Source organism: Arthrobacter sp. ZGTC212 (assembly GCF_002929255.1).
GTDB lineage: Bacteria > Actinomycetota > Actinomycetes > Actinomycetales > Micrococcaceae > Arthrobacter_B > Arthrobacter_B sunyaminii.
The window spans coordinates 622,501-648,650 of record NZ_PJIJ01000003.1; the positions used below are offsets into that span (position 1 = coordinate 622,501).

Sequence of the window (26,150 nt, forward strand, 5' to 3'; positions counted from 1 at the left end):
AGGATGCGTACCGACGTGTCTCTGCATACTCCTGTTCGTCCCCCACATGATGCCGGCGCCACCGCGGCCGGCCCCTACGTCCAGCTGGTTCGCCCCGACGGCTCCCGGACACCCTCCCCGTACGACCACTGGGTTTCCGATGTCGACGCCGATCAGCTGCGCAGCCTCTATGAGGACATGGTCGTCATCCGCCGGATCGACACGGAGGCCACAGCGCTCCAGCGCCAGGGCCAGCTGGGGCTCTGGCCGCCGCTGCTCGGCCAGGAAGCCGCCCAGATTGGCTCCGCACGCACCCTTCGCCCCAGCGACTTCGTGTTTGGCAGCTACCGTGAAAACGGCGTTGCCTGGTGCCGCGGCGTGGACCCGGAATCCCTCATGCGTGTCTGGCGCGGCAATGCCGCCGCCGGCTGGGATCCCTTCAGCGTCAACATGGCTCCCACCCAGGTGATCATCGGTGCGCAGGCACTGCATGCCGCCGGTTACGGCATGGGCGTGGTTGCGGACGGAACGGACGACGCCGTCATCACCTATTTCGGTGACGGCGCCACCAGCCAGGGAGACGTGAACGAGGCTATGGTCTTCGCGGCCAGTTTCCACACGCCCGTCGTTTTCTTCTGCTCCAACAACCAGTGGGCCATCTCCGAGCCGGTGGGGCTGCAGGCACAGGTTCCTATCGCCAATCGTGCTCCGGGTTTCGGGATTCCCTCCGTCCGGGTGGACGGCAACGATGTCCTTGCCGTTATGGCGGTGACCCGTGAAGCCCTGGACCGGGCACGCACCGGCGGCGGCCCCAGCTTCATCGAAGCCGTGACTTACCGGATGGGTCCGCATACCACCGCCGACGACCCCACCCGGTACCGTGACGCCGCCGAACTGGAGGAATGGCGTGCCAAAGATCCCATCAGCCGGATCGAAGCGCTGCTGCGGGCCGATGGTCACTTCACCGACGATTTCGCGGCCTCTGTGGCCGCCACGGCTGATGCCGTCGCCGCCGAACTGCGCAGCTCCTGCATCAACATGCCCGCGCCTCCGGCGCTGGACATCTTTGCCCACGTTTACGCCGAGCCCAACTCCTGGCTGGAAACCCAGCGGGCGGACTACGAACGCTACCTCGCCCTGTACGGCGCGGAGGGGGACGGCGGCACCCCGGCGGGGCACGCCGGAGCGAACGGAGAATCAGCATGAGCACCATGACATTTGGCCGGGCCATCAATGCCGGCCTGCGCGCCGCCATGGATGCCGATCCCAAGGTGGTCCTGATGGGTGAAGACATTGGCACCCTGGGCGGAGTCTTCCGTATCACCGACGGGCTCAAGAAGGATTTCGGCGGACAGCGGGTGATCGACACACCGCTGGCGGAATCCGGGATCATGGGAACCGCCGTCGGACTGGCATTCCGCGGCTACCGCCCGGTGGTGGAAATCCAGTTTGACGGGTTCATCTATCCGGCCTTCGACCAGATTGTCTGCCAGGTGGCCAAGATGCACTACCGCAGCCGCGGAACGGTCAACATGCCGCTGACCATCCGGGTGCCGTTTGGCGGCGGCATCGGTTCGCCCGAACACCACTCGGAATCCCCGGAAGCCTATTTCACCCACACCTCGGGCCTGCGCGTTGTCAGCGTGTCCAACCCCCAGGACGCCTACACCATGATCCAGCAGGCCATCGCCTCGAATGATCCGGTGCTGTACTTCGAACCCAAGCGCCGGTACCACGTCAAGGGCGAAGTCAATGAGACGCTCGACGGCGCAATGCCGCTGGGATCGGCACGCGTTGTTGCCCAGGGCACCGACGTCACCCTGGTGACCTACGGTCCGCTGGTCATGACCGCTGTCGACGCGGCGGTGGCAGCCTCGGACGAGGGCGTTTCCGTGGAGGTCATCGACCTGAGGTCGCTGTCGCCGGTGGACTTCGCCACGGTGGAGGCATCCGTCCGCAAAACCGGGCGCCTTGTCATCACCCATGAGGCCGGCCAGTCCGGCGGCGTGGGTGCGGAGATCTCCGCCAGCATTACCGAGCGGTGCTTCGACTATCTTGAACACGCTCCCGTGCGGGTCACCGGCTTCGATGTTCCGTACCCGTCCTCCAAGCTGGAGCACCACCATCTGCCGGACCTGGACCGGATTCTGGACGGCGTGGACCGCGCCATGCGCCGTCCAAACTCGCAGAGTCCGTTCGGTGCTGCCGCCGCTCCCGCACTGGAAGGGGCCGGTCTGTGATCAAGGAATTTTTGCTGCCGGATTTGGGCGAAGGCCTCACCGAGTCTGAAATCGTCAGCTGGCACGTGGCCGTGGGCGACATCGTCACCCTGAATCAGGTCATTGCCGACGTCGAAACCGCCAAGGCCGTGGTGGAACTGCCCTCACCCTATGCCGGAAGGGTTGCCCAGCTGCATGAACAGGCCGGCACCGTGGTGGAGGTGGGCGCACCCATTGTGTCCTTCGAGGTAGCCGGAACCGATACGGGCAACGGAGGCGATGCAGGCGGCAGGGCCGGTGCGTCCGGCGCAACAGCCGAGGGCACTGCTCCTGCGACGTTCTCCCCGGAGGAACCGCAAAAGCGTACGCCCAACCTCGTGGGTTACGGCGCCGTGCCCGAAAGGACCGGCAGGCCGGCCCGCCGGCGCTGGCTGACTGACGGCCAGGCGCAGGCTCCTGCGGCTGCTGCTTCAGCACCCGCGCCAGCGCCCGCTTCGCCGAACGCCGGCGCAGCGGAGCCGGACGTCGTGGCAGAGTCTTCAGTGTCACCGACAGCTGAACGTCCGAGGTCCACCCCTCCGGTGCGCAAACTCGCCCGGGACCTGGGGATTGACCTGGCGGACATCAGCGGAACGGGTCCCCACGGTCTGATCGTCCGCTCCGACGTCACCCGTGCGGCGGAAGAAAACGCAGCCGATGTAGCCGATGTGCTGGGGGATGCGACCCAGCCGAACGTTGGCGCCCGGCTGCTGCCGCCGTCGTCCGCTGACCCGGGTCCGGCGCCCGGGGCCGGAACATCCGGCGTACGCGAGGAACGGATTCCCATTGCCGGGATGCGCAAACACACTGCTGCGGCCATGGTTGCCAGTGCCTTCACCGCTCCGCATGTGACCGTCTTCCTGACCGTTGATGTCACCGAGTCGATGGAGCTGCTGGCACGGCTTCGCGGGCAGAAGACGTTTGAGGGCGTCAAGCTGACCCCGTTGACACTGGCGGCAAAAGCCGTGTGCCTGGCGCTTCAGCGGCATCCGTCGCTGAATTCGCGGTGGGATGAGGCTGCCCGCGACATCGTGCAGTACCGGTACGTGAACCTCGGGATCGCGGCGGCCACGCCGCGCGGACTGATGGTTCCCAACATCAAGGACGCCCAGGCGCTGGGGCTGCGTGAGCTGGCCGCTGCACTGGGAACGCTGGCGCAGACCGCGAGGGCCGGCAAAACGACGCCGGCGGACCTTTCCGGCGGAACGTTCTCGATTTCCAATGTGGGGGTTTTCGGCATTGATGCCGGTACACCCATCCTCAATCCCGGGGAGGCAGGCATTTTGGCGCTGGGCGCCGTCCGCCAGCAGCCCTGGGTGCATGACGGCGCGCTCGCAGTGCGCCAGGTCATGACCCTCAGCCTGTCCTTTGACCACCGGCTGGTGGACGGCGAACAGGGTGCCCGCTTCCTGAGCGATGTGGGAGCGGTGCTGGAGGAACCGGCGATGGCGCTTGCGCTGATGTAGCTCCGCAGGACAGCAGAAACCCGCAGCCCCCTGGCAGGGGCTGCGGGTTTCTGTTTGGTTGTTGCCGGTGCGGCTAGCGCAGTTCGAGCTCGAGTTCGCGCACCACGGCGCCGCGGGCATTGGAGAAACCCTGGGCCTCGCCCACCACGGTGAAGCCGTATTTTTCCAGGATGGCGATGGAGCCGGCGTTGTCCGCAACAGCCCGGGCCCGGATGGGCCGCTCCGAGAATTCCTCGAGGAACTGCCCAACGGCCTTGGTGGTGATGCCCTGGCCCCAGCGGTCGGTGTCAATCCAATAGCTGATCTCCGGGACGCCGCCGTCGCGGTAGGCCATGATGCCGCCAACCACGTCACCGTCGGCCACGATGGTGCGGACTGTCACGCTGGGATCGTTCAGGATGGTCTGCCAGTGGTGGTCAAACACACCGCGGTCCGACGGATTCTTGGCGGCGAACGCTGCCATATGGTTTGCACTTGGGTCCAGCTGATGGGAGAAGAATTCATCCAGGTCGGCGGGAACTACGGCACGAAGCTCAATCACAGCAGGTCTTTCTGCTCGAGGGGTTTGAATCAGACTACTAGGCATTCAGGGCGGCCCAAGCCATTGTTTCGAGGAGTGAACGAAGCCGCAGCGTCTCCCGGGGCTTCATCTTGTCGTGCAGGGTATGCGAGGTGGAGTTGATCAGTCCGAAGACCGCCTGGGCCCGGTGCCGCAGCAGCGGAAGGCCGCAGTCGGGGTGCAGGGCGGACAGTGCATCAACCCACACCTCCACGTACTGGCGCTGGAGGGACCGCACCGTGCGTTCATCCTCGGCGGGCAGGCTGTTGAGGTCCCGGTCCTGGACCCGGATCACGTTGGCCTGTCGCAGGGCGAAGTCCACCTGGAATTCCACCAGTCCCCGCAATGCCGCTTCAGCGGTGGCGGACTCGGCCATGACAGCTTTCCCGCCCTCCAGGAGGTCCTCGCTCACTCCCACGAGCAAGGCGGACAGAACAGCGGGTTTGCCGCTGAAATGCCGGTACACGGCCGGACCGCTGACACCGGCGGCTGCACCGAGTTCTTCAATGGAAACTCCGTTGTAGCCGCGTTCAGCGAAAAGCGAGGCAGCGGCCTCAAGCATGGCTGCCCTGCGGGATGCCTTGGCGAGGCTGCGTCCGGTGGTTCGGGCGGCGGACACAGGTTTTCCGTGTTTCGAAGGAGCTGCTGGGGTTGTTCCTTCTTTGGCTGCGTTCATGCCAACCTTTCCGGCAGATTCGATTCACAAACAGCTTCCATTGTGGTGGACAGCTGAGTTAATAACCAATAACCTGATTTGAGTTAGCCGTCATTAACTGGCGATGGAGCTTCCGGCACATGTGCCGAACAGCTGCCCGCACCAAGCAGAGAGACGTCAATGGAGACCCTTGCAACCCGGCTGGATCCCGCCTCACCCGACTACTCGACAAACGCCGTTGCCCAGGCGGAACTTGCCGAGGACCTTCGCAAACGGCTGGCGCAGGCTGCTCTGGGCGGACCGGTTCGCTCCAGGGAACGCCATGCGGCACGCGGGAAGCTGCTGCCGCGTGAACGCGTGGACCGGCTGCTGGATGAAGGGAGCCCGTTCCTGGAGATTTCGCCGCTGGCAGCCAACGGCATGTACGACGACGAGTGCCCGGGGGCAGGCCTGATTGCAGGGATCGGCCTCGTGCAGGGCCGCCACGTGATGGTGCTGTCCAATGACGCCACCGTCAAAGGCGGCACGTACTATCCGATGACGGTCAAGAAGCACCTGCGGGCCCAGGAGATTGCGCTGGAGAACCGGTTGCCGTGCATCTACCTGGTGGATTCCGGCGGTGCGTTCCTGCCCAAGCAGGACGACGTTTTCCCGGACCGGGAGCATTTTGGCCGGATCTTCTTCAATCAGGCACAGATGTCCGCCCGGAAGATCCCGCAGATTTCCGCGGTGCTGGGTTCCTGCACCGCCGGCGGGGCCTACGTCCCGGCCATGAGCGATGAAACCGTGATCGTGCGCAACCAGGGCACCATCTTCCTCGGCGGGCCGCCCCTGGTGAAGGCAGCCATCGGCGAAATCGTCACCGCTGAAGAACTTGGCGGCGGAGACCTGCACTCGCGTATCAGCGGCGTGACCGATCATCTGGCCGACAATGACGCCCACGCACTGGAAATCGTGCGCACCATCGTGGAAACCCTGCCCGAACAAACCCCGGCCTGGGAAATCCTGCCGACCCGGCCGCCGTCGTACTCCGAAGAGGAGATCTACGGGGCGGTGCCCGCTGACCTGCAGACCCCCTATGACGTGCGGGAACTGATCGCCCGCCTGGTGGACGGCAGTGAGTTCTCCGAGTTCAAGAAGGAGTACGGAGCCACCCTTGTCACCGGTTTTGCCCGGCTGCACGGACACCGTGTGGGCATCGTGGCCAACAACGGGGTCCTGTTCTCCGAATCCGCACTCAAGGGCGCGCACTTCATAGAGCTGTGCGACCAGCGCGGCATCCCGCTGATCTTCCTGCAGAACATCTCCGGCTTCATGGTGGGCCGGGACTACGAGGCCGGCGGCATTGCCAAGAACGGCGCCAAAATGGTCACCGCCGTCGCCACCGCCCGGGTTCCCAAGCTCACCGTGATTGTGGGCGGCTCCTTCGGCGCCGGCAACTACTCGATGTGCGGCCGCGCCTACTCACCGCGCTTTTTGTGGATGTGGCCCGCCGCCCGCATCTCGGTCATGGGCGGAGCACAGGCCTCTGCGGTCCTGGCCACCGTCAAGCGCGACCAGCTTGAAGCCCGCGGCGAGGAATGGGCCGCGGACGCCGAAGAAGCATTCAAGGCACCCATCCGCGACACCTACGAAACCCAGGGCAGCCCGTACTACTCCACGGCCCGGCTGTGGGATGACGGCGTCATCGACCCGGCGGACACCCGCACCGTCCTGGGCCTGGCCCTGGACGTCTGCGCCAACGCCCCGCTGCCGGAGACCTCCTTCGGCCTCTTCCGGATGTGAGCCACTAATGACTGAACAGCGCTTTGACACCGTCCTGGTAGCCAACCGCGGCGAAATTGCCTGCCGCATCATCGCCACCCTGAGGCGGATGGGCATTCGTTCCGCTGCCGTTTACAGCGACGACGACGCCGGCGCCCGGCACGTGCGGGAGGCCGACGTTGCGGTGCGGCTGGGTCCGGCCGCACCGCGTGAGAGCTACCTCAACGTGGAGGCCGTCCTGGCCGCCTGCCGTGCCGCCGGCGCGCAGGCGGTCCATCCCGGCTACGGGTTCCTCAGCGAGTCCCTGGATTTCGCCCGCGCGCTGGAGGAGGCGGGAATCGTGTTCATCGGCCCCGGGGTAAAGGCCCTGGAGCTGATGGGGGACAAGATCCGGTCCAAGAACCATGTCTCCTCCCACGGGGTTCCCGTGGTTCCCGGCATCGCCGAGCCCGGACTGACCGATGAGCAGCTCATCGCGGCAGCGGCAGGGGTGGGGTTCCCGCTGCTGATCAAGCCCTCCGCCGGCGGGGGCGGCAAGGGCATGCACGTGGTGGAGCGGACGGAGCAGCTCCCCGCTGTGCTGCCCACCGCACGCCGCGTGGCGGCTTCGGCCTTCGGCGATGACACCCTCTTTCTGGAACGGCTGATCGCGGTGCCCCGGCACATCGAGGTCCAGATCCTGGCGGACACGCATGGCAACGTCATTCATCTGGGGGAGCGGGAGTGCTCGCTGCAGCGCCGGCACCAGAAGGTCATTGAGGAGGCACCGTCGGTCCTGCTGGATGAGGCGACGCGTGCCCGCATCGGCGAAGCGGCCTGTGACGCCGCCCGGTCCGTGGACTACACCGGCGCCGGCACAGTGGAATTCCTGGTCTCCGATGCCTCACCGGGTGAGTTCTTCTTCATGGAGATGAACACCCGGCTGCAGGTGGAGCATCCGGTCACGGAAATGGTCACCGGACTGGACCTGGTGGAATGGCAGGTGCGCATTGCCGCCGGAGAAAAGCTGGACCTGGACCAGGGCGACGTCCGCCTGCACGGACACGCCGTTGAGGCCCGTGTCTACGCGGAAAACCCGGCCCGGGACTTCCTGCCCACCTCCGGACAGGTGCACATCCTGCAGGAGCCCTCGGGGGAGGGAATCCGGGTGGACTCCTCCCTGCTTCCCGGTCTGACGGTGTCTTCCAGCTATGACCCGATGCTGGCGAAGATCATCGCCTGGGGCCCGGACCGGGACACCGCGCTGCGCCGGCTGGACGCGGCGCTGGCCGAGACAATGATCCTTGGCATCGGCACCAATATTGAATACCTGCGCCTGCTGATTAATGACCCGGACGTGCGGGCCGGGCGCCTGGATACCACCATGATCGAGCGCAAGCTTCCGGACCTGGATTTCCGCCGGCCCGGCGAGGCTGAACTGGCTGCCGCAGCACTGGCGACGGCGGAGGAACTCGCGGCGGGACCGTCTCCCTGGGGGCGGGCCGACGGCTGGCGGCTGGGGGTGCGGGCACCGCTGACCCTCGTGTTCGCCGCGGCGGATCCCGAGCTGCCCGACGACGTCGTCATCCTCCGCGGCAATGCCTCCGATGCTGCGGTCACCGTCAACGGCGGACCCGAGCGGCGGGCCTCGCTGCGCCGGGACGGGCACCATGCCCTGGTGACGCTGAACGGCGTCATGTATCCGCTGATGCTGGCCTCTCTTCCCGGCGAGGACGGTGCAACGCCGACCCTGTGGACCGCCGATGCCGGTTACGCCGCGCCCCTGCGGCGCAGGACCCGGACTGAACTGCTGGCTGCGGACCGGGCGTCGGCCGGCAGGGCCGAAGGCGCCGCCGATCCGGTGCTGCGCTCGCCGATGCCCGGCACCGTGGTGGCCGTGGCAGTGGCCGACGGCGACAGGGTCACCGCCGGCCAGCCGCTGCTCAGCGTGGAAGCGATGAAGATGGAGCACCAGCTTGTTGCTCCGGCAGGCGGCGTTGTCTCCCTCAACCTGCGCCCCGGAGACCTGGTCAAGGCCGACCAGGTGCTGGCCGTGGTAACGCCCGATCCTGAACCTGCTGAACCCGGAGAACCCGCAGCACCTGAAGAACCCGCAGCATCCCCAGCATCCCCAGCATCCCCGGCCGCAGCTTCCGCCGCCGGGACCGCCGAACCGCTCGAAGGAGCAGGACATGCCTGATTTTGAACTGAGTGAGGATTACCAGGACCTGGTGGACATGGTCCGTGACTTCGCGGATAACGTGGTGGCCCCCGTCTCCGCCCAGCACGACGAGGAACACAGCTTCCCCTACAAGGTGGTGGCGCAGATGGGCGAGATGGGGTTGTTCGGCCTGCCGTTCCCGGAGCAATACGGCGGCATGGGCGGCGACTACTTTGCCCTCGCCCTGGCGCTGGAGCAGCTGGCCCGGGTGGACCAGTCGGTGGCCATCACCCTGGAGGCCGGCGTTTCCCTGGGCGCCATGCCCGTCTACCGGTTCGGCACCGAGGAGCAGAAGCAGCAGTGGCTGCCCATGCTGGCCTCCGGTGAAGCGCTCGCCGGCTTTGGCCTGACGGAGTCCGAAGCCGGCTCCGATGCCGGCGGCACCCGGACCAAGGCTTACCGGGACAACGGAGAATGGGTGATCAACGGAAGCAAGCAGTTCATCACCAACTCCGGCACCGACGTCACGCGCCTGGTCACCGTCACTGCCGTCACCGGCACCTCCGAAGTCCCGGACGGGCAGGGCGGAACCCGGGTCAAGAAGCAGATCTCCACCATCATGGTCCCCACTGACACGCCGGGATTCACCGCGGAAAAGGCCTATAACAAGGTCGGCTGGAACGCCTCGGACACCCATCCGCTGACGCTGGAGAACGTGCGCGTCCCGGAAGCAAACCTGCTGGGCGCCGAGGGACGCGGTTATGCGAATTTCCTGCAGATCCTCGATGAAGGGCGCATCGCCATCGCCGCCCTGGCCACGGGAGCGGCACAGGGCTGCGTGGAGGAGTCCCTGCGCTACGCCAGGGAGCGGGAGCAGTTCGGCGCCGCCATCGGCACCAACCAGGCTATTTCCTTCAAGATCGCCCGCATGCAGACCCGCGCCCACACCGCCCGTCTGGCCTACTATGACGCAGCGGCGCGGATGCTGGCCGGCAAGCCGTTCAAGACCCAGGCTGCCATGGCCAAGCTGGTTGCCGGTGAGGCGGCCATGGACAACGCCCGCGACGCCACGCAGATTTTCGGCGGCTACGGCTTCATCAACGAGTACCGTGTGGCCCGGCATTACCGCGATTCCAAGATCCTGGAAGTCGGCGAGGGCACCACAGAGGTCCAGTTGATGCTCATTGCCCGCGAACTGGGGCTCTAGGATAGGCGGAACACTCCGGTGGGGTGCAGGTCAGGTTGGTCAAGGACGATTAACGAACGGACAAATTCATGATTGACAAGGTGATAGCCACGGCCGCCGAAGCCGTGGCAGATATCCCCGACGGCGCGTCGCTGGCTGTGGGAGGCTTTGGGCTGTGCGGGATCCCCGTGGCGCTGATCGACGCCCTGCATGATCAGGGGGCCACCGACCTGGAAACGGTGAGCAACAACTGCGGCGTGGATGACTGGGGTCTGGGCCGGCTCCTCGCCGATCACCGCATCCGCCGCACGGTGAGTTCCTACGTCGGAGAGAACAAGGAGTTCGCCCGCCAGTTTTTGGCCGGGGAGCTGGAAGTCGTTCTGACACCGCAGGGCACCCTGGCCGAAAAGCTGCGGGCCGGCGGCGCCGGAATTCCCGCCTTCTACACCAGCGCCGGAGTGGGCACGCAGGTGAGCGAGGGCGGTTTGCCGCAGCGGTACGACGCCGACGGCGCGGTTCTGCAGGCATCGGAGCCCAAGGAGGTGCGCACCTTCCGGGACGCTCCGTTTGTGCTGGAAGAATCCCTCACTCCGGACTACGCCCTGGTCCATGCCTGGAAGGGGGACCGGCACGGAAACCTGGTGTTCTCTGCCACCGCCATGAACTTCAACCCGCTCTGCGCCATGGCCGGGCAGATCACCATCGCCGAAGTTGAAGAACTGGTGGAACCCGGAGAACTGGACCCTGCATCCGTCCACGTTCCCGGAATCTTTGTCCAGCGCGTGGTGGAGGTGGGGCCGGGAGAAAAACGCATTGAAAAACGCACCGTGACCCCGGCAGCTGCCTCAACTTCCCCGAAGGAGGCCTGACATGGCCCTGACCCGTGAAGAACTGGCCGCCCGGGTGGCCCGCGAACTGGAAAACGGACAGTACGTCAACCTCGGCATCGGCATGCCCACCCTCATCCCCAACTACATTCCCGAGGGAGTGGAAGTGGTGCTGCACTCCGAAAACGGTGTGCTCGGCGTCGGGCCCTATCCGCTGGAAGAAGACCTGAACCCGGACCTGATCAACGCCGGCAAGGAAACCGTGACGGTGAACGCCGGTGCCTCGTTCTTCGATTCCGCGGCCTCGTTTGGCATGGTCCGCGGCGGGCACGTGGATGTGGCCGTGCTGGGAGCCATGGAAGTGGCTGCCAACGGAGACCTTGCCAACTGGATGATTCCCGGCAAGATGGTCAAGGGCATGGGCGGCGCCATGGATCTGGTGTTCGGCGCCAAGCGGCTGATCGTGATGATGGACCATACGGACCGCAGCGGCAAGCCGAAAATCGTCTCTGAATGCTCCCTGCCGCTGACCGGCCGAGCCTGCGTGAACCTGATCGTCACCGACCTCGCCGTCATCGAGGTGGGCACGGAGGGACTGATACTGCGCGAAACCGCACCCGGAGTGAGCGTGGACGAAGTCCTTGCCGCCACCGGTGCACCTCTGGAGGTTCGCCTTGACGTATGAGGAACCGGACGCCGGCACCGAAGAGCTGGCCAGGGCACCGCGTGTCGTGGAGCAGCGCGGTCTTTGGTTTGAGGAGTTCGAGCCGGGCACGGTGTACCGGCACCGGCCGGGCCGCACCGTCACCGAGGCGGACAACGTCCTGTTCACCACCCTGACCATGAACGCCCAGGGACTGCACCTGGACGCTGCCTACAGTGCGGACCAGCCGTTTGGACAGCGGCTCGTGAACTCCATGTTTACCCTGGCCACCATGGTGGGACAGTCCGTGGGGCAGCTGACCCAGGGCACTCTCGTGGCGCAGCTGGGACTGGGGGATATCAGCTTCCCGCATCCGCTGTTCCACGGGGACACCCTGTATACGGAAACCGAGGTACTGGACAAGCGGCTCTCCGGTTCCCGGCCGGGGCAGGGGATTGTCACCCTGGCCCACACGGGCAGGAACCAGGACGGCGAGGTGGTGGGACGGTGTACCCGGACCGCCCTGGTATGGACCCGGGCCGCCGGAACGGGCGCTGAGATAGGTTGAAGCAACGAACCAAACTCAAGGAGATCTCCGCGTGACTACATTCCCCATGGGACCTGCACTGCTTTTCTGCCCGGCGGACCGGCCGGAACGGTTCGCCAAGGCGGCCGACCGGGCAGATGCCGTGATCCTGGATCTGGAAGACGCCGTCGCACCCGCAGACAAGGACGCCGCCCGCCGGAACCTCATCGCCTCCACCCTCGATCCGGCCACCACCATGGTGCGCGTCAATCCCGTGGGCACCGAAGACTTCGAAAAGGACCTGGCGGCTGTGCGCCAGACTCCGTACCGGACCCTGATGGTCGCCAAATCCGAAGACGCTTCCGCCATGGGCGAGGCGCTCGCCGACTTCACCGTCGTCGCGCTGCTGGAAACCGCCCTGGGCGTGGTTCGGGCGCCGGAGATTGCCCAGCTTTCCTGTGTTGCCGCTCTGATGTGGGGTGCCGAGGACCTGATGGCCTCCCTGGGCGGTGACTCCAGCCGCGGTCCGGACGGCACCTATCGCGGTGTTGCCCTGCACGCCCGCGCTGCCGTGCTGCTGGCAGCCGGCGCGTTCGGCAAGGGTGCCATCGACTCGATCTACGGCAACATTGGGGACACTCAGGGACTGGAAGTGGAAGCGCGCGACGCCGTGGCTTCCGGATTCGCTGCGAAGGCCTGCATCCATCCCGGGCAGGTGGCGGCGGTCCGGTCTGCCTATGCGCCGTCCGCAGACGAGGTGGCTTATGCCGCGGATGTGATTGCCGAAGCCGCTAACCACGGAGGAGTCTTTAACTTTCGCGGCGAGATGATCGACGGCCCGTTGCTGAAGCAGGCACGCCAGACCCTGGACCGGGCCGGCCGCTGATCCTGTCCCCACCTTCGCCGGCTCAGATGCCTGTGTACGACTGCGGTACCTGAACCGGATTTGCGATGTCCACCCGGGACACCTGCGGTGCGCTGCGCTACCTTCGAAAGATGCGCATAGTCATTGCAGGAGCCCATGGACAGATTGCCCGCGAACTGGGCCGGTTGCTCGTCGCCCATGACCACGATGTGGCCGGTCTGATCCGCAACCCCGATCAGGCAGGGGACCTTGAGGCCGACGGAGTGGCACCAGTGGTGATCGATCTGGAGAACAGCATCCTGGACGATGTCATCCAGGTGCTGACCGGAGCCGATGCGGCCGTGTTCGCCGCCGGAGCGGGACCGGGCAGCGGGGCGGAGCGGAAGGACAGCGTTGACCGGGGCGCCGCTGTACTGCTGGCCGAGGGAGCAGAGCAGGCCGGTGTGGTCCGGTTCGTTCAAATCTCCTCCGTGGGATTGGACGCGGTCCGCGACGGTGCCAGACCGGAGGGTCTGGACGACGTCATGTATGCCTACCTCACCGCGAAGCTGGCAGCCGAGGAGGACCTGATGACCCGGGACCTGGACTGGACCATTCTTCGGCCCGGCCGGCTGACGAATGACCCGGCGGTGGGGCGGGTGGATCTGGCGCCCTCGGTGGAGCAGGGCAGCATTCCCCGGCACGACGTCGCCGCCGTCCTGGCGGAGCTGATCAACAGCGGCCGCGGAAGCCGGCAGATCCTGGAAGTGGCGTCCGGAACGTCGAACATTCCGGACGCCGTGGCGGCGCTGCCCATCACGCTGTAGCCGCGTTCCTGCGCTGCGGATGGGCCAGCGGCAGCAGGAGCCGCCAAACTGCACCCTCGTTGCCCGTGTGAGCCCGTTATCTGCACGAAGGATCCGGCCTCCGGTCCTTTCCGGTGCCTCCTGTCCTATCGCGGACAACCCGGCCGTCCCCATGATGCTCCTATAGGCGTCAAATTCAGTTTGGCGCCGACAGCCATGACTTCTTTCACCTCTGAAGTCGCTCAAGCCACCCTTGTTCTTTCATCCATGCGTCGACTTTGACCGCCCAGAGGGTCAGCCCGTGAAACCTCCGCAGCGACGATCTCGTTCATCGTGGACATCCTGCCGGCCGAACGGGACCGGCAGCCGTGCCCGCGAGAAGAGTCGGCGTCCGGCACTCTTGTAGCCCAGGGGCCAGAGCTCGGGAGCGGCTCCGTTCATCGGGGTCGGGAGCCGCAGCGCCACCTCTACTGCGGACGACGGCACGAGCCGCTCGATCAGCGCGAAGCTGCTAGACCGGCCCGAGCTGCTCGACGAGCTCCGCGAGTCGTTCGCGGGGCGGTCCGTTTTCATCCCGCTCGCACCCAAAAAGCCCGAACGTCTCGTGGCGGATCAACTGCTCGGTGCGTACCAACGGATCGCGAAGTTCCCAATCAGAAAGACTATCGAGATTCCAGTCCATCTTCGGGACCACTCAAGCCGGTTGAGCGCATTTTCGAACGTTTCGTTGTAAAGCCTCACCCTTTCAGCCAAGTCCGGAGGGATCTCCTTCTTTCCTTGTTGCGCCGCTAGCGAAGCCAAGAAAATCGCGAGTGCTGCTGTGATCGCGGCAAGGGCCGCGCTTACTCCGAAAATCCAGTCGAAGGGAGAATCGAGCTTGGAGACCACGGCGTCAGAGTCGGTCAAAGTGGCCAGACCAAAGATTGCTGTGAGGGCTGTCACTGTTGCGCCCCAAGCCGTGGCAACGGCGCGCAACCTCGGTAAACGCTCCGTGATCGCTTGACGCGCCCAGTCGTCTGCTTGCAGTTCAGCCGCTGTCACGTTGCCGCCGCCAGTAACGGGCTTTGGACCACTCGGCATCGGATCGACGGCCGTCACCGGGGTATCACCACCCGGCCGTACGCACCGCATCCGGCCGTTTCAGTTTCCGGGCGGCCCTCGTGTGGCTCTGCACAATTGCAATAAAGCAAGAATTCAATCCCCTCGGCTGAGAGGGCAATTCCGACGATTCCGGGGCCGACGTCCGTCCAAAGCCCATGGTGGCAGCGCGGGCAAGGCCCGGAGACGGTTACGTGGTCGCTAATTGATTCGGCCACGATTTTCTTCAGGCCATCAGTCCAATTCGGGGGAACGCCCCGCGTCCAACCGAATTCGCTTGGAGCTACGCTGCCGCTTGGAAGTGTTGTCATGTCGCCTTCTCTATCCCCTGCCCCCAAAGTTCCTCGTACTGTAGGCGGGCCCACAGCCACTCCCGAAATCGGATGGCTACCGCCTCGTGCATGGGGTGTTTCGTGATCAGCATCGACTGCACGATTTCTGCACGAATCTCGGGAGCGAGGTGTGTCCAATTGACCGGATCGAGCCCATTCGCCTGCTGCGTCCGCAGCGCGAAGGCTTGAAGATAGAGGGTGAGTACCGGACCCAGGACGGCGGCGAGTGGGCCACTAGTGAACGTCGTCGCGCCTAACACGTTCGCCGCGAGCTGGTCCGCATTATTCTCCACTGCTTGACTAGCGAGTTCGTTGCGTTCGCTCCACACGACCGTTTTCAACTCCGCATCTGAGGAGATTGCATGAGAGTACTCGTGGGCGACAACATACAACAACGCCGCCCTATTAAGGTCGCGACGCAAAGTCTCTCGCGGCCCCGCCAGTAGAGTCAGCCGTGTGGAGTCTCGGAGGTTGGACTCTCCGCTTATGTATCGATGCAAGTAGTCTCGTAGCAAACCTCCCGGGTCTTTCGAGGCGTCGTCCGGTCCCCACTGTTCCGGCCGAGCCGTTATGGCCTCAACCGCGAGGGTGACCTGCTGACAAGCGAATCGAAGGTAAAACCACAGCCCAACATCAACGAGTATGATCGCCGTGTCTCCGTGCCGACGCGTCCGTGCGCCGAGCTCACCACTCGGCCAGAGGCCACAATGCACAGGGCGCTTGATGCCCACACAATCTTGGACCTGGTCCAGGAGAGCGCTGAGGACGACCTCGGGAGATACTTTCCCGCCGCTGAAGCTGAAGGGGCGACTATAGTCTGCGTCCACGTCCGCGTCCACTTGAGCGACGGCCAAAAGCTTGCGAACGTGATTGAGATAGTCCTGCTCGAACTCGAGTTCCTTATCGATGCGCTCACGCAGCTCGAAGCCATCAAGCAGATGCTCGTAAAAGATCTTCGGCGTTACCATTCGCACCGATCCCCTAGTCGAGACAGCGCACCGCGAGTCTAGCGGCGTGCCTTGATAGCTGAGGCCATACGTTCTCGCGGTGTCCCACTAGTATGACAAGCTCGAAGGCCGTGTACAAGTTTTCGTTGTCGCGACCAACGCCCTGCGAGCGTCACCGAATCGGAGTCAAGGCGACGTAGAAGGTCGAAGAACCGGGGCGAGTGAGTGCGAAGTCGGCACGAAGTACAACAAGTCCGCGCATCTCGGTGCGTAGCCGACTGAACTGTTCCAGGAGGACCGCAGATCCCGCCAGCGGACCCGGACGACTTGAGCTGTCCAGGGCTGGGGTCAATTCGGGTTATCCACGGCTTGGTTTTTTGGGAGCCGTTGGGGTAGCTCCCTCGGCGGTGGTGGCGGTGGATAACCCGTGGGAATTGTCCCCGGTTGTGGACAGGTGCTGTTGGGTGAGCCATTGTCGGTACGTTTGGGCGACGTGATCGTTTCTTGCGATCCCTCGTTCTATGCGGGAGAGGTTGGAGGGCCACTGGTTGAGTTGTTCGCCGGCTTGCTGCAGCGTGACGCCGAGCTGCCGTCTGAGGGGGCGGAGGTCAGTGATGTCAGGTGGTGCAATGGGGCTGAATATTTGGCGGTAGATCTCCCGGGCGACCTAGCGTTTCAGGCAGCGCATGGTTTCTCTTTTGCTCTTGCCGTCGGCCATCCGTTTGGCAACGTAGTCCTGGGTTCGGTGGTCTGATTGCATGCGGGAGAGGACAACGTGGTGGAGGGCGCTGTTGGCTTGGCGGTCACCGCCTTTGCTGAGTCGGTGGCGGTGGGTTTTGCCCGATGATGCGGGCACGGGTGCGGTGCCGGTAAGGGCTGCGAATTGAGCTTCGTTGTTGATCCGTTCGGGGTTGTCTCCGACTGTGACCAGGAGTTGGGTGGCGACTTCAACGCCTACGCCTGTCAGTTCGGTCAGCAGTGGCGCGTATGAGTCGAGGATTTCTTGCAGGAGCTCATCGGTGGAAGCGATTTCGGATCGCAGGGATTGATACCGCAAAGCCAGCGTTTTCAACGTCAACGCGGTGATGTATGCCGTGTCTGCGGGGTGCCCGGAGGGCCGCGAACGAGCAAGCGCGGTGATCATCGCTGATGTGGGGAGGCCGCGGTACTTGGCTCGGATCGGTTCCGGCGCGGAGACGAGCAGGCTCCGGATTTGGTTGATAGCGATTGTGCGCGCTTCATAGCCGAGGTCCGTGCCGTCCGCAGGATGCGGAGGCATTCCACTGGTCCGTCTTTGGTTTTGGGGGTCGAGATGCCTCTCTCGGCGAGTACCGATTGCGCTGCCTGGTAGGCGTCCAGTGGATCTGACTTTCCCCGGATCCTACGCTGCTGACGGTTTGGCCGGTTAACCTCGAAGACCTTCAGTTCTTCTTTGGCTAACACGCGGGACAGTTCGGCCCCGTAGGAACCTGTCCCTTCGACTCCCACGGCGCTCACCGTGCCATGGCTGGTGATGAAGTGAAGCAGTTTGCTGTAGCCGGCGGCTGTTGTTGCGAACTTTTGATCAGCGATGGGTTTTCCGTATTCGGTGACTACGGCGACGTGGTGGGTGTCGGCGTGGGTATCAACGCCGACAATGACTTGGGGTAGTTCCTCGGCCAATATGGCGACGGCCCTGCTCTTCCTGGTCTTTGTGTGTTGCACGTTGGCCAGGCCGGCAGACAGCACGGTAATGGGACTAAAGCGCTTCAGGCTCCTATTAGGTCATGTCCGCCTGGCTCAACGGGCTTGGTAAAGGTCCTGAACCGGTGGACAAATCATGAGAAAGACAGTGTTCGCACGCGTCAGGTGGGCGACGAGTCACGCCGGTTCAGGACCTTTACCATCATTACCGTGGGCGATACTGGAAGAATGCAGCTTCCAGGAATTCCAGGCACCCCGTCCGCAGCCACCGGCCGACCCTTCGGCAGCACTGAGGGCGTGCCCCGCCGCGTAGTGCTCCTGGGGTCCACCGGTTCCATCGGCACCCAGGCCATCGATGTGGCGGACGCCGCCCCGGACCGCTTCACCATCGTCGCCATCGCCGCGGGCGGCTCCAACCTGGAGCTGCTCGCGCAGCAGGCCGTCCACACACGGGCCGCCGCCGTCGGCTGCGCCCTGGCGGACAACGACACCCTGCACAAAGCGGTGCAGGACGCCGCCCGCGATGCCGGCGTCACGGACTACGATCCGGAGCTTTTCACCGGCCCCTCCGCCGCCACCGCTATTGCCGCCTGGCCCGAAGCCGAAGTGGTGCTCAACGGCATCACCGGTTCCATCGGCCTGGAACCCACCCTCGCGGCCCTTGCCGCCGGACACCTGCTGGCCCTGGCCAACAAGGAATCCCTGATTGTCGGGGGAGAGCTGGTCAAGAAGGCCGCCGCCCCCGGACAGCTGGTCCCCGTGGACTCCGAACACTCCGCCCTGGCCCAGGCACTGCGTTCCGGCACACCGGAGGAAGTGGACCGGCTGGTGGTCACCGCCTCCGGCGGCCCGTTCCGCGGCATGAAGCGTGCCGAACTCCAGAACGTCACCCCCGATCAGGCGCTGGCCCACCCCACCTGGAAAATGGGCCGGATGGTCACCACCAACTCGGCATCCATGGTCAACAAGGCACTGGAAGTCATCGAAGCCCACCTGCTCTTCGACATCCCGCTGGAACGGATCGACGTCGTTGTCCATCCCCAGTCAGTGGTCCATTCCATGGTCCAGTTCGTGGACGGCTCCACCATTGCCCAGGCGTCGCCCCCGGACATGCGCCTGCCGATCGCGCTGGGCATGGGCTGGCCGCACCGCGTTCCCGGAGCGGCAAAACCCTGTGACTGGACCCGGGCCGCGGAATGGACCTTCGAGCCGCTGGATGAGGAGGCCTTCCCCGCCGTCGCGCTGGCCAAGCGCACAGCGGCGGCCGGAGGAACCGGAATGGCGGTCTACAACGCCGCCAACGAGGAAGCCGTGGATGCCTTCCATGACGGTCTCATCGGATTCACAGACATCGTTGATACGATCGCCGCCGTACTGGCTGAACACACCGACACTGCGCCGCTGACGCTGGAGTCGGTCCTGGCAGCCGAGAAATGGGCCCGCACCGCCGCACGCAAACGGTGCGGACGCTAAAGCCATGACCCGCAGTTCCGCTGAACCGAAGGAAAACCGTTGACCGTTCTGCTCTTCATCCTGGGCGTCTTGTTCGTGGCGGTGGGTATCGCCGTGTCCATTGCGCTGCACGAGGTGGGCCACCTGGTGCCGGCGAAGGCCTTCAAGGTCCGGGTGACGCAGTACATGATCGGTTTCGGTCCTACTGTGTTCTCCCGGCGCCGCGGTGAAACCGAATACGGCGTCAAAGCACTGCCGCTGGGCGGTTACGTCTCGATGGTGGGCATGTACCCGCCGAACAAGGCCGACGACGCCGATGGCACCGTCCGCAGTTCAAGCACCGGCATGTTCCAGCAGCTGGCCACGGATGCCCGTGCAGCGGCCGCCGAGCAGCTTCAGCCCGGCGACGAAAACCGCATGTTCTACAACCTGCCGATCTGGAAGCGCATCATCGTCATGCTCGGCGGGCCCTTCATGAACCTGCTGATCGGCGTCGTGCTTTTCGCCGTGCTGCTCATGGGGTTCGGGACGGCGCAGAGCACCACCCGGCTCGCCGAGGTCAACCAGTGCGTGATCACGTCCGACCAGGCCGCCCAGGGACAGACGGAATGCACCGACGCGGACCCGGCCGCACCCGCCTATGAAGCGGGGCTGCTGCCCGGGGACACCATCACCGCCTTCGACGGACAGCCGGTGGACGGCTGGGACGATCTCTCCGCTCGCATCAAGGAAGCGGCCGGCCGGTCGGTGCCCGTCACCTACGTGCGCGACGGTGTGGAGCAGGACACCATGATCACGCCGCTGCTGACCGAACGTCCCGTGACGGACGACGACGGCGCCCCCGTCACCGATGACGCCGGCAACCCGGTGACGAAGGAAGTCGGATTCATCGGGGTGGCCGCCGCCACGGAACTGGTCCGGCAACCTGGTACTGAGGTCCTGCCTGCAGTGGGGGACAACCTGCGCAGCATTGCGGGAGTGGTTATCAACCTGCCGCAGCGGGTCGTGGACGTGGCGCAGGCAGCGTTCTCCTCCGAAGAGCGTGACCCGAACGGGCCGATCAGCGTGGTGGGCGTGGGCCGCATCGCGGGTGAAATTTCAGCCCTGGAGGAAGTTCCGGTAGCCAGTAAGGTGGCCACCCTCGTTGGCCTGGTGGCCAGCGTGAACCTGGCCCTGTTCGTCTTCAACCTGATTCCGCTGCTGCCGCTGGACGGCGGCCACGTTGCCGGAGCCCTCTGGGAGGGGCTGCGCCGGCGGGTAGCGAAGCTGTTCAAGCGTCCGGACCCGGGACACTTTGACCTGGCGAAAATGCTGCCGGTCACGTACGTGGTCTTCGCCCTGCTGATGGGGATGAGTGTGCTGCTGATCTACGCGGACATCGTGAAACCGGTAAGCCTCTTCAACTAGGGTGTGCCGACCCCGGAACGCCTGCGCCGGGTCGCCGGAGAATTGAATCCGAAAACGGTTGTTATTTCAATTACAACCGCATACGGTTTCAACATGTTTGTGTTGACGATCGATCAAAAAGGCAGCCGCAAAGGCCGGGACCGGGTGCCGGAGCTGCTGGAGCTGCTCGGGACGGTGCCGATGGACCGGCCCTTTGAGCGGTCGGTCGGCGATGAAGTCCAGGGCATCACCAAAGATGCCGGTGCGGCGGTGGAAGCCGCCCTGCTCGCCCTGCGCAACGGCCACTGGTCTGTGGGAATCGGGGTCGGGGCGGTTGATCTGCCCCTGCCGGCCAGCACCCGGGAAGCCTCGGGCCCCGCCTTTGTGGCAGCGCGTGAAGCCGTGGACCGGGCCAAGAAGACCGGTGACCGCCCGCCCCTGGCAGTCGCCGGAGCGCCGGGAGCAGCTGAGGCTGAAGCCGTATTGGTGCTGATTGGACGGCTGATCCGGGACCGCACCCCCGAGCAGTGGCGCATCCTGGAGCATGTGGAACCCGGAACCTGGGGCTCCCAGAGTGCGGCCGCCCGCAAGCTCGGGATCACCCCGCAGTCCGTGGGAAAGACTACGGCGCGCGCCGGATGGCAGGAAGAATGGGCTGCCCGTCCGGCAGCAGCCGTGCTGCTGGCCCGCGCCGATGAACAGGCCGGTCCGGACGACCCGGCCCGCTCTACTGACCCGGCCCGAACTAACACCACGCCGGGTTCGGCAACCGGCGAAGGAATGCTCCTGTGATGGACTTTCTGTGGGTTGTCCTGGCCCTGCTGGCAGCAGCAGCGTTGGGCTGGCCGGTCACAGCCGCCGTGCTGAGGCTGGCCCGTGCCGTGGAAAATTCCGGACCGCCGTTCTCCGAAGCCGATCCGGCGGCCGATCAGAACCTCGATGCCGAACTCGTGGCAGGCAGCCGGGCAGCCCCGGGCGGAATCCGGTCCGGAGGGCCTGCAGCCGGCCCCCGGGTACGGGCAGGCAGCACCCCGGCTCCGGGTTCCGTGCTCCGCGGCGGACTGGTGATCGGTGTACTCGAACGGTTGGCCGTCGCGGGTGCCATCCTCGCCTCAGAACCGGTGGCGATCGCCTATGTGGTGGCCATCAAGGGCCTGGGGCGGTATGCCGAGCTGAAGGAAACACCCGCGGCAGCCGAACGTTTCATCATCGGCACCCTGACCTCCATGCTGTGGGCTGTGGCGGTGGCCACGGCAGCGCGCGCCTTCCTGCTGTGAGAAAGGCATCCCGTAGGCTGGGCTAATGAGCATTTTCGCAGTTGAATACGTGTACGACGCCGATTCCGCCTCCATCCGCGAGGAGCACCGTCCCCGCCACCGCCAGTGGCTGTCCGGCCTGGTGGAAGAGGGCCGCGTGCTCGCATCGGGTCCGTTCGCGGACGGAGCGGGAGCGCTGCTGATTTTCACCGCCGAAGACGAGTCGGACCTGCTCTCCCTGCTCAAGCAGGACCCCTTTGCCTCGGTCGGGGCCATTTCCGGGATGAAGACCACTCAGTGGTCACCTGCAGTAGGTGCCTTCGCTCACCTTGTCTAAGCCCTGAACGATATTCGTACCCCCGGCGCCCGTCCGGGTGGATAATGGATTAGCGCGGATCCGTACCGCACTTTTGCCGAATACATGCCGATAAGGCACATGGAGGACGTTTTGACCTCGGTCAACCTTGGAATGCCAGCAGCACCGCCGCCCACCTTGGCACCGCGGCGAAAAACCCGCCAGATCAAAGTGGGCTCCGTGGGAGTCGGATCCGATTTCCCCATCAGCGTCCAGTCCATGACCACCACGCCCACCACGGACATCAACGCCACCTTGCAGCAGATCGCGGAGTTGACGGCGTCGGGCTGTGACATTGTCCGCGTTGCCTGCCCCAGTGCCGATGACGCTGCAGCGTTGCCGATCATCGCGAAGAAGTCCCAGATTCCCGTGATCGCGGACATCCACTTTCAGCCGAAGTATGTCTTTGCAGCCATCGACGCCGGTTGTGCCGCAGTACGGGTGAACCCGGGCAACATCCGCAAGTTCGATGACCAGATCAAGGAAATCGCGCAGGCAGCCAAAGACCACGGGACATCCATCCGCATCGGGGTCAACGCGGGCTCCCTGGATCCCCGTTTGCTGGCCAAGTACGGCAAGGCAACCCCCGAGGCCCTGGTCGAATCGGCAGTCTGGGAAGCGTCCCTCTTTGAGGAGCACGATTTCCACGACTTCAAGATCTCGGTCAAGCACAATGACCCGGTGGTCATGGTGCGTGCCTACGAGCTGCTGGCAGAACGCGGCGACTGGCCGCTTCACCTGGGCGTGACCGAGGCCGGTCCCGCGTTCCAGGGAACCATCAAGTCCGCAACCGCCTTCGGGGCCCTCCTGTCCAAGGGCATTGGCGACACCATCCGCGTGTCCCTGTCGGCCCCGCCGGTGGAGGAAATCAAAGTGGGCAACCAGATCCTGCAGTCGCTGAACCTGCGTCCGCGGAAGCTGGAGATTGTGTCCTGCCCTTCCTGCGGACGCGCCCAGGTGGACGTGTACACTCTCGCAGAGCAGGTCACCGCCGGACTCGAGGGCATGGAAGTTCCCCTCCGCGTCGCGGTCATGGGCTGCGTCGTCAACGGACCGGGCGAGGCCCGCGAAGCGGACCTCGGGGTGGCCTCCGGAAACGGCAAGGGCCAGATCTTTGTGAAGGGGGAAGTCATCAAGACTGTTCCCGAAGACCAGATCGTTGAGACCCTCATTGAAGAAGCTATGAAGATCGCAGAGAGCATGGGGGAGTCCGATGGCGAAAATACTGGCACGGGTGGCCCCATGGTTACAGTCGGCTAAAACCGTGACAACTGACCGCAGCGGACGCGATGTCCGCGGCGGCAGTTCCGACGAGCTGCGCATTCTGGGCAAGGGTGACACCGCTGCCCTCAGGGAACTTGCCGAGCAGGATCCGGTGGCCAACATTTTTATGTTGTCCCACCTTGAGGCGACGGGTACCGCAGCGCCCACGTCCGCCGGCGGGCGGATTGTGGGAGTATTCGACGGCGGGGAACTCAGTGCCGCCTGCTGGGCGGGAGTGAACGTCGTTCCGGTGGGGGTGACGGCGGAGAACGGTCCGGAGATTGGCCAGTTCCTTGGCCGGTCCAAAAACCGTTATTCCTCCATCTTCGGTCCGGCGGAAGCAGTGTTGTCCATCTGGTCGGAACTGCAGCACTCCAGCCCCCGGCCCTTCGATGTGCGCAGCGACCAGCCGCTGCTGCAGATGACCGGAGTGTCCCAGGTGCAGCCCGCTCCCGGGCTCCGCTATAGCCAGGCTTCGGAGCTGGATGTCCTCCTGCCCGCGTGCGCTGCCATGTTCGAAGAGGAAGTGGGCTATTCACCCATCTCCGGGGGAAGCCACCACTACCGGCAGCGGGTCAAGTCCCTGATCGCGCGCGGGCAGTCCCTGGTGGACTTCGATGCCTCCGGCCGTGTGGTCTTCAAAGCCGAACTCGGCACGGTCTCCAGCAGCGCCGTTCAAATCCAGGGCGTGTGGATGAACCCCGCCTACCGCGGACAGGGACTGAGCGCACCGTACATGTCCGCCGTCGTTGAAGCAGCCCGGCAGGTGGCGCCGCTGGTCAGCCTGTATGTCAACTCATACAACGCCCCGGCGCGGGCGACTTATGAAGCCGTTGGTTTCGAACAGGTTGGCACCTTCGCCACCATCCTCTTCTAATCCTCTTCGAAGTACACACAGGCGATTTCGCGTGAAGCGCATCACCACCCTAGGATCATCAGTGCACTGCCTATAAGAAGGTGCATTGGCTATCAAGTTCCGTTGCCGGTTTGCCGGCAATGGTGCAACCCTGGGGGGAAAATGAAGAACACCATGAAAGCCGGCGCCCTGCTGCTTGCGGGGATGCTGGCTCTTTCTGCCTGCGGCAGCTCCGATGAGCCGGCTTCCGCCTCGGACTCAGAGGCGGCGTCCGCTTCGCCGTCTCCCACGGCCACGCTGGCCGTCGGGCAGGAGCAGTACACGGCGGATGAGCTCCTGGCGGCTATCGAAGCCGTGAACGCCGCGCAGGGCGGAACCGGTGAAGTATCCGACGACGCGGCCTTCCGTGCGTACCTGACCGACCAGTCGCTGCCCGAGGACATCATGGTTACGCCCGCCGAGTGTGAGGGAATCGCGGGTTTTGCGAACTTCTTCGGCGACGTGGACCAGGCCAACCTTGCGTCCGTAAAGCTCGGTTCCGATCAGAAGCTCACGGTGGTCAGCCATCCTGAAGCCTCGGCCCTTGACGCTCAGATGCAGGACAATGACGGCCTGCTGGGCGAATGTGCCGAGTTCGAAATGGGCGACGAGGAATTCACCGCCGCCGGCACCACTGAGCGCCTCGATGTGTCCACCGGGGCACCGCAGACTCAGGCCTTCAGCCTGACGATGACTGCCGAGGGCACTACCCTGAGCGGTTTGAAGGTCTCAGCCGCAACGGGCACCACCAACATCGTTCTCACCGACAGTGACGCAGCGGACCCGGAGGAAGCTTCAGCCCGGGCCGCGGAACTCATTGACGCGGTTCTTGCGGAGCTGGAGAAGTAAAGCACCGAATTAGCCTCCCGGTAGCTTCGCAGGCAGGAGGTACCGGAACCATCACCGCTGGCGGGGACAACCCGGGCAGCAGAATATTGGGGGATCAACCATGAATAAATCCATGAAGGCCGGAGCACTGCTTGTGGCCGGCGTTTTTGCACTTTCCGGCTGCGGCAGTTCAAACGAGGGCAGTGAGGCCGCATCCGAATCCTCGCCGTCGGCAACGCCCACTCCCACGCCAACACTGGCCGTGGGGCAGGAGCAGTACACGCCGGCTGAGCTTGAAACCGCTTTGGCCGCCATCCTGGCCGACCGGGGCATGGCGGGTGAAGTCATCACCCAGCAGGACCTGGCTCCCATGCTTGAAGGTGCGCCTGATCAGCTGGCCGGGGTGGTTATCACTCCGGAGCAGTGCGATGTCCTGGCATCCGCTGACATTGCCGCCACGCTGGACAGCGCCAATATGGCCATGATCATGCTCAGCGAAACGGACACCCTCACTATTGCCAGCCACCCGAGTGCGTCCATCATGGACAAGCAGGTTCAAGACAACACCCGGCTGCTGGAGGACTGTGCGCAGTTCCAGATGGAAGCCGGCGGGCAGGTCATTAGCGCTGCGGTTGATTCCCTCGACGCGTCCACAGACGGACAGACAACCCAGGCGTTCCGAACGACTATTACCGCCGCTGAGCAGGTAACTGACACCGTTCAGGTCAGTGCAGTGTCCGGCACGACCAACGTCCAGGTCAGCATGACCGGCAATCTCACGACTGCTGCGGAGTCCGAGGAAGCAATCGCCCAGGCGGAAACGATCATTAACGAAGTGCTGGCCGAGCTGGAGAAGTAGGGGCTCCGGGCGGGGGCCGCGGCCTCCGCCCGCCCGAACGGGGCCGGACCTGCGCTGCGGGTCCGGCCCCGCCGTCGTCGTCCGCTTGTCCGGCAGCGGGGGCGGCAGGCGCTAGATTAGAGGGGAGCAGTATTTCCCTCATT

The 26,150-nt window shown here is 64.8% G+C and carries 26 protein-coding genes; 20 read left to right on the forward strand and 6 right to left on the reverse strand.

Translation table 11 applies throughout. From position 1 onward, the window contains the following. The first annotated feature begins 3 nt into the window (after window positions 1–3). Genes pdhA through CXQ89_RS15020 form a run of 3 tightly spaced genes read left to right on the forward strand, consistent with a single transcriptional unit; the run spans window position 4 to window position 3,703 of the window. Complete coding sequence (pdhA, locus tag CXQ89_RS15010; RefSeq protein ID WP_104161817.1) at window positions 4–1,185, forward strand: pyruvate dehydrogenase (acetyl-transferring) E1 component subunit alpha; 1,182 nt, start codon at window positions 4–6, stop codon at window positions 1,183–1,185. Beyond that, window positions 1,182–2,219 carry an alpha-ketoacid dehydrogenase subunit beta gene (locus CXQ89_RS15015; RefSeq protein ID WP_104055355.1) on the forward strand — a complete coding sequence of 346 codons (1,038 nt, stop codon included), beginning with the start codon at window positions 1,182–1,184 and terminating at the stop codon, window positions 2,217–2,219. Before pdhA ends, CXQ89_RS15015 begins: the two co-directional genes overlap by 4 nt. Next, a complete protein-coding gene (locus CXQ89_RS15020) occupies window positions 2,216–3,703 on the forward strand; it encodes a dihydrolipoamide acetyltransferase family protein (RefSeq protein ID WP_104161818.1) in 1,488 nt (495 codons plus the stop codon). Before CXQ89_RS15015 ends, CXQ89_RS15020 begins: the two co-directional genes overlap by 4 nt. A 73-nt stretch (window positions 3,704–3,776) precedes the next feature. On the opposite strand, the gene CXQ89_RS15025 is transcribed toward CXQ89_RS15020, so the two are convergent. Further along, window positions 3,777–4,244, reverse strand: a complete 468-nt coding sequence (locus tag CXQ89_RS15025) for a GNAT family N-acetyltransferase (protein ID WP_104055357.1) — start codon at window positions 4,242–4,244, stop codon at window positions 3,777–3,779. Between the two features lie 37 nt (window positions 4,245–4,281). Beyond that, complete coding sequence (locus CXQ89_RS15030) at window positions 4,282–4,938, reverse strand: TetR/AcrR family transcriptional regulator (protein ID WP_104055358.1); 657 nt, start codon at window positions 4,936–4,938, stop codon at window positions 4,282–4,284. 159 nt (window positions 4,939–5,097) lie between these two features. On the opposite strand from CXQ89_RS15030, the gene CXQ89_RS15035 reads away from it, so the two are divergent. The 8 genes from CXQ89_RS15035 (at window position 5,098) to CXQ89_RS15070 (ending at window position 13,674) form a co-directional block, all read left to right on the forward strand. Beyond that, the gene (locus CXQ89_RS15035) at window positions 5,098–6,702 is read left to right on the forward strand and encodes a carboxyl transferase domain-containing protein (protein ID WP_104161819.1); all 1,605 of its coding nucleotides are present in this window, start codon (window positions 5,098–5,100) and stop codon (window positions 6,700–6,702) included. A 7-nt stretch (window positions 6,703–6,709) separates the two neighbouring features. After that, window positions 6,710–8,860, forward strand: a complete 2,151-nt coding sequence (locus CXQ89_RS15040; RefSeq protein WP_258060121.1) for a biotin carboxylase N-terminal domain-containing protein — start codon at window positions 6,710–6,712, stop codon at window positions 8,858–8,860. Further along, window positions 8,853–10,028, forward strand: a complete 1,176-nt coding sequence (locus CXQ89_RS15045; protein WP_104161821.1) for an acyl-CoA dehydrogenase family protein — start codon at window positions 8,853–8,855, stop codon at window positions 10,026–10,028. Before CXQ89_RS15040 ends, CXQ89_RS15045 begins: the two co-directional genes overlap by 8 nt. 68 nt (window positions 10,029–10,096) lie before the next feature. Further along, entirely contained in the window at window positions 10,097–10,876 is a 780-nt protein-coding gene (locus tag CXQ89_RS15050; protein ID WP_104161822.1) for a CoA transferase subunit A, read from the forward strand. 1 nt (window position 10,877) lies between these two features. Continuing rightward, window positions 10,878–11,519, forward strand: coding sequence for a CoA transferase subunit B (locus CXQ89_RS15055; protein WP_104161823.1), 642 nt, complete (start codon window positions 10,878–10,880; stop codon window positions 11,517–11,519). Further along, entirely contained in the window at window positions 11,509–12,045 is a 537-nt protein-coding gene (locus tag CXQ89_RS15060; protein ID WP_181032382.1) for a MaoC family dehydratase, read from the forward strand. The genes CXQ89_RS15055 and CXQ89_RS15060 overlap by 11 nt, the downstream gene beginning before the upstream one ends. 46 nt (window positions 12,046–12,091) lie before the next feature. Next, window positions 12,092–12,889, forward strand: coding sequence for a CoA ester lyase (locus CXQ89_RS15065; RefSeq protein ID WP_104161824.1), 798 nt, complete (start codon window positions 12,092–12,094; stop codon window positions 12,887–12,889). A 65-nt stretch (window positions 12,890–12,954) separates the two neighbouring features. Further along, a complete protein-coding gene (locus CXQ89_RS15070; protein ID WP_258060122.1) occupies window positions 12,955–13,674 on the forward strand; it encodes an NAD(P)-binding oxidoreductase in 720 nt (239 codons plus the stop codon). A 591-nt stretch (window positions 13,675–14,265) separates the two neighbouring features. Here the strand turns inward: CXQ89_RS15070 and CXQ89_RS15075 are convergent. The 4 genes from CXQ89_RS15075 to CXQ89_RS18960 form a co-directional block, all read right to left on the reverse strand. Then, window positions 14,266–14,751, reverse strand: a complete 486-nt coding sequence (locus CXQ89_RS15075) for a hypothetical protein (RefSeq protein WP_146067276.1) — start codon at window positions 14,749–14,751, stop codon at window positions 14,266–14,268. 307 nt (window positions 14,752–15,058) lie between these two features. Beyond that, window positions 15,059–16,051, reverse strand: a complete 993-nt coding sequence (locus CXQ89_RS15080; protein WP_104161826.1) for a hypothetical protein — start codon at window positions 16,049–16,051, stop codon at window positions 15,059–15,061. A gap of 646 nt (window positions 16,052–16,697) precedes the next feature. Next, complete coding sequence (locus tag CXQ89_RS18955) at window positions 16,698–17,174, reverse strand: transposase (protein ID WP_374952990.1); 477 nt, start codon at window positions 17,172–17,174, stop codon at window positions 16,698–16,700. Continuing rightward, on the reverse strand, window positions 17,171–17,758 hold the full coding sequence (locus tag CXQ89_RS18960) for a transposase (RefSeq protein ID WP_374952991.1): 588 nt from the start codon (window positions 17,756–17,758) through the stop codon (window positions 17,171–17,173). Before CXQ89_RS18960 ends, CXQ89_RS18955 begins: the two co-directional genes overlap by 4 nt. A 183-nt stretch (window positions 17,759–17,941) precedes the next feature. Between CXQ89_RS18960 and dxr the strand changes: the two genes are divergently transcribed. The 9 genes from dxr to CXQ89_RS15130 all read left to right on the forward strand — a co-directional run bounded on the left by dxr (window position 17,942) and on the right by CXQ89_RS15130 (window position 26,007). Then, window positions 17,942–19,186 carry a 1-deoxy-D-xylulose-5-phosphate reductoisomerase gene (gene dxr / locus CXQ89_RS15090; protein WP_104161827.1) on the forward strand — a complete coding sequence of 415 codons (1,245 nt, stop codon included), beginning with the start codon at window positions 17,942–17,944 and terminating at the stop codon, window positions 19,184–19,186. Between the two features lie 39 nt (window positions 19,187–19,225). Continuing rightward, window positions 19,226–20,572, forward strand: a complete 1,347-nt coding sequence (locus CXQ89_RS15095; RefSeq protein WP_104161828.1) for an RIP metalloprotease — start codon at window positions 19,226–19,228, stop codon at window positions 20,570–20,572. A gap of 93 nt (window positions 20,573–20,665) precedes the next feature. Beyond that, on the forward strand, window positions 20,666–21,343 hold the full coding sequence (locus CXQ89_RS15100; RefSeq protein ID WP_258060124.1) for a MarR family transcriptional regulator: 678 nt from the start codon (window positions 20,666–20,668) through the stop codon (window positions 21,341–21,343). Then, a complete protein-coding gene (locus tag CXQ89_RS15105) occupies window positions 21,343–21,828 on the forward strand; it encodes a hypothetical protein (protein WP_104161829.1) in 486 nt (161 codons plus the stop codon). The genes CXQ89_RS15100 and CXQ89_RS15105 overlap by 1 nt, the downstream gene beginning before the upstream one ends. Before the next feature lie 25 nt (window positions 21,829–21,853). After that, on the forward strand, window positions 21,854–22,144 hold the full coding sequence (locus CXQ89_RS15110; RefSeq protein WP_104055368.1) for a YciI family protein: 291 nt from the start codon (window positions 21,854–21,856) through the stop codon (window positions 22,142–22,144). 111 nt (window positions 22,145–22,255) lie between these two features. After that, window positions 22,256–23,422, forward strand: a complete 1,167-nt coding sequence (gene ispG, locus CXQ89_RS15115; RefSeq protein ID WP_104161938.1) for a flavodoxin-dependent (E)-4-hydroxy-3-methylbut-2-enyl-diphosphate synthase — start codon at window positions 22,256–22,258, stop codon at window positions 23,420–23,422. A 4-nt stretch (window positions 23,423–23,426) separates the two neighbouring features. Further along, window positions 23,427–24,302, forward strand: coding sequence for a DUF4081 domain-containing GNAT family N-acetyltransferase (locus CXQ89_RS15120; protein ID WP_258060125.1), 876 nt, complete (start codon window positions 23,427–23,429; stop codon window positions 24,300–24,302). 141 nt (window positions 24,303–24,443) lie between these two features. Further along, window positions 24,444–25,169: a hypothetical protein gene (locus tag CXQ89_RS15125; protein WP_104161831.1), complete on the forward strand. Its 726-nt coding sequence runs from the start codon at window positions 24,444–24,446 to the stop codon at window positions 25,167–25,169. A 100-nt stretch (window positions 25,170–25,269) separates the two neighbouring features. Continuing rightward, on the forward strand, window positions 25,270–26,007 hold the full coding sequence (locus tag CXQ89_RS15130) for a hypothetical protein (protein WP_146067277.1): 738 nt from the start codon (window positions 25,270–25,272) through the stop codon (window positions 26,005–26,007). Window positions 26,008–26,150: the final 143 nt, after the last annotated feature.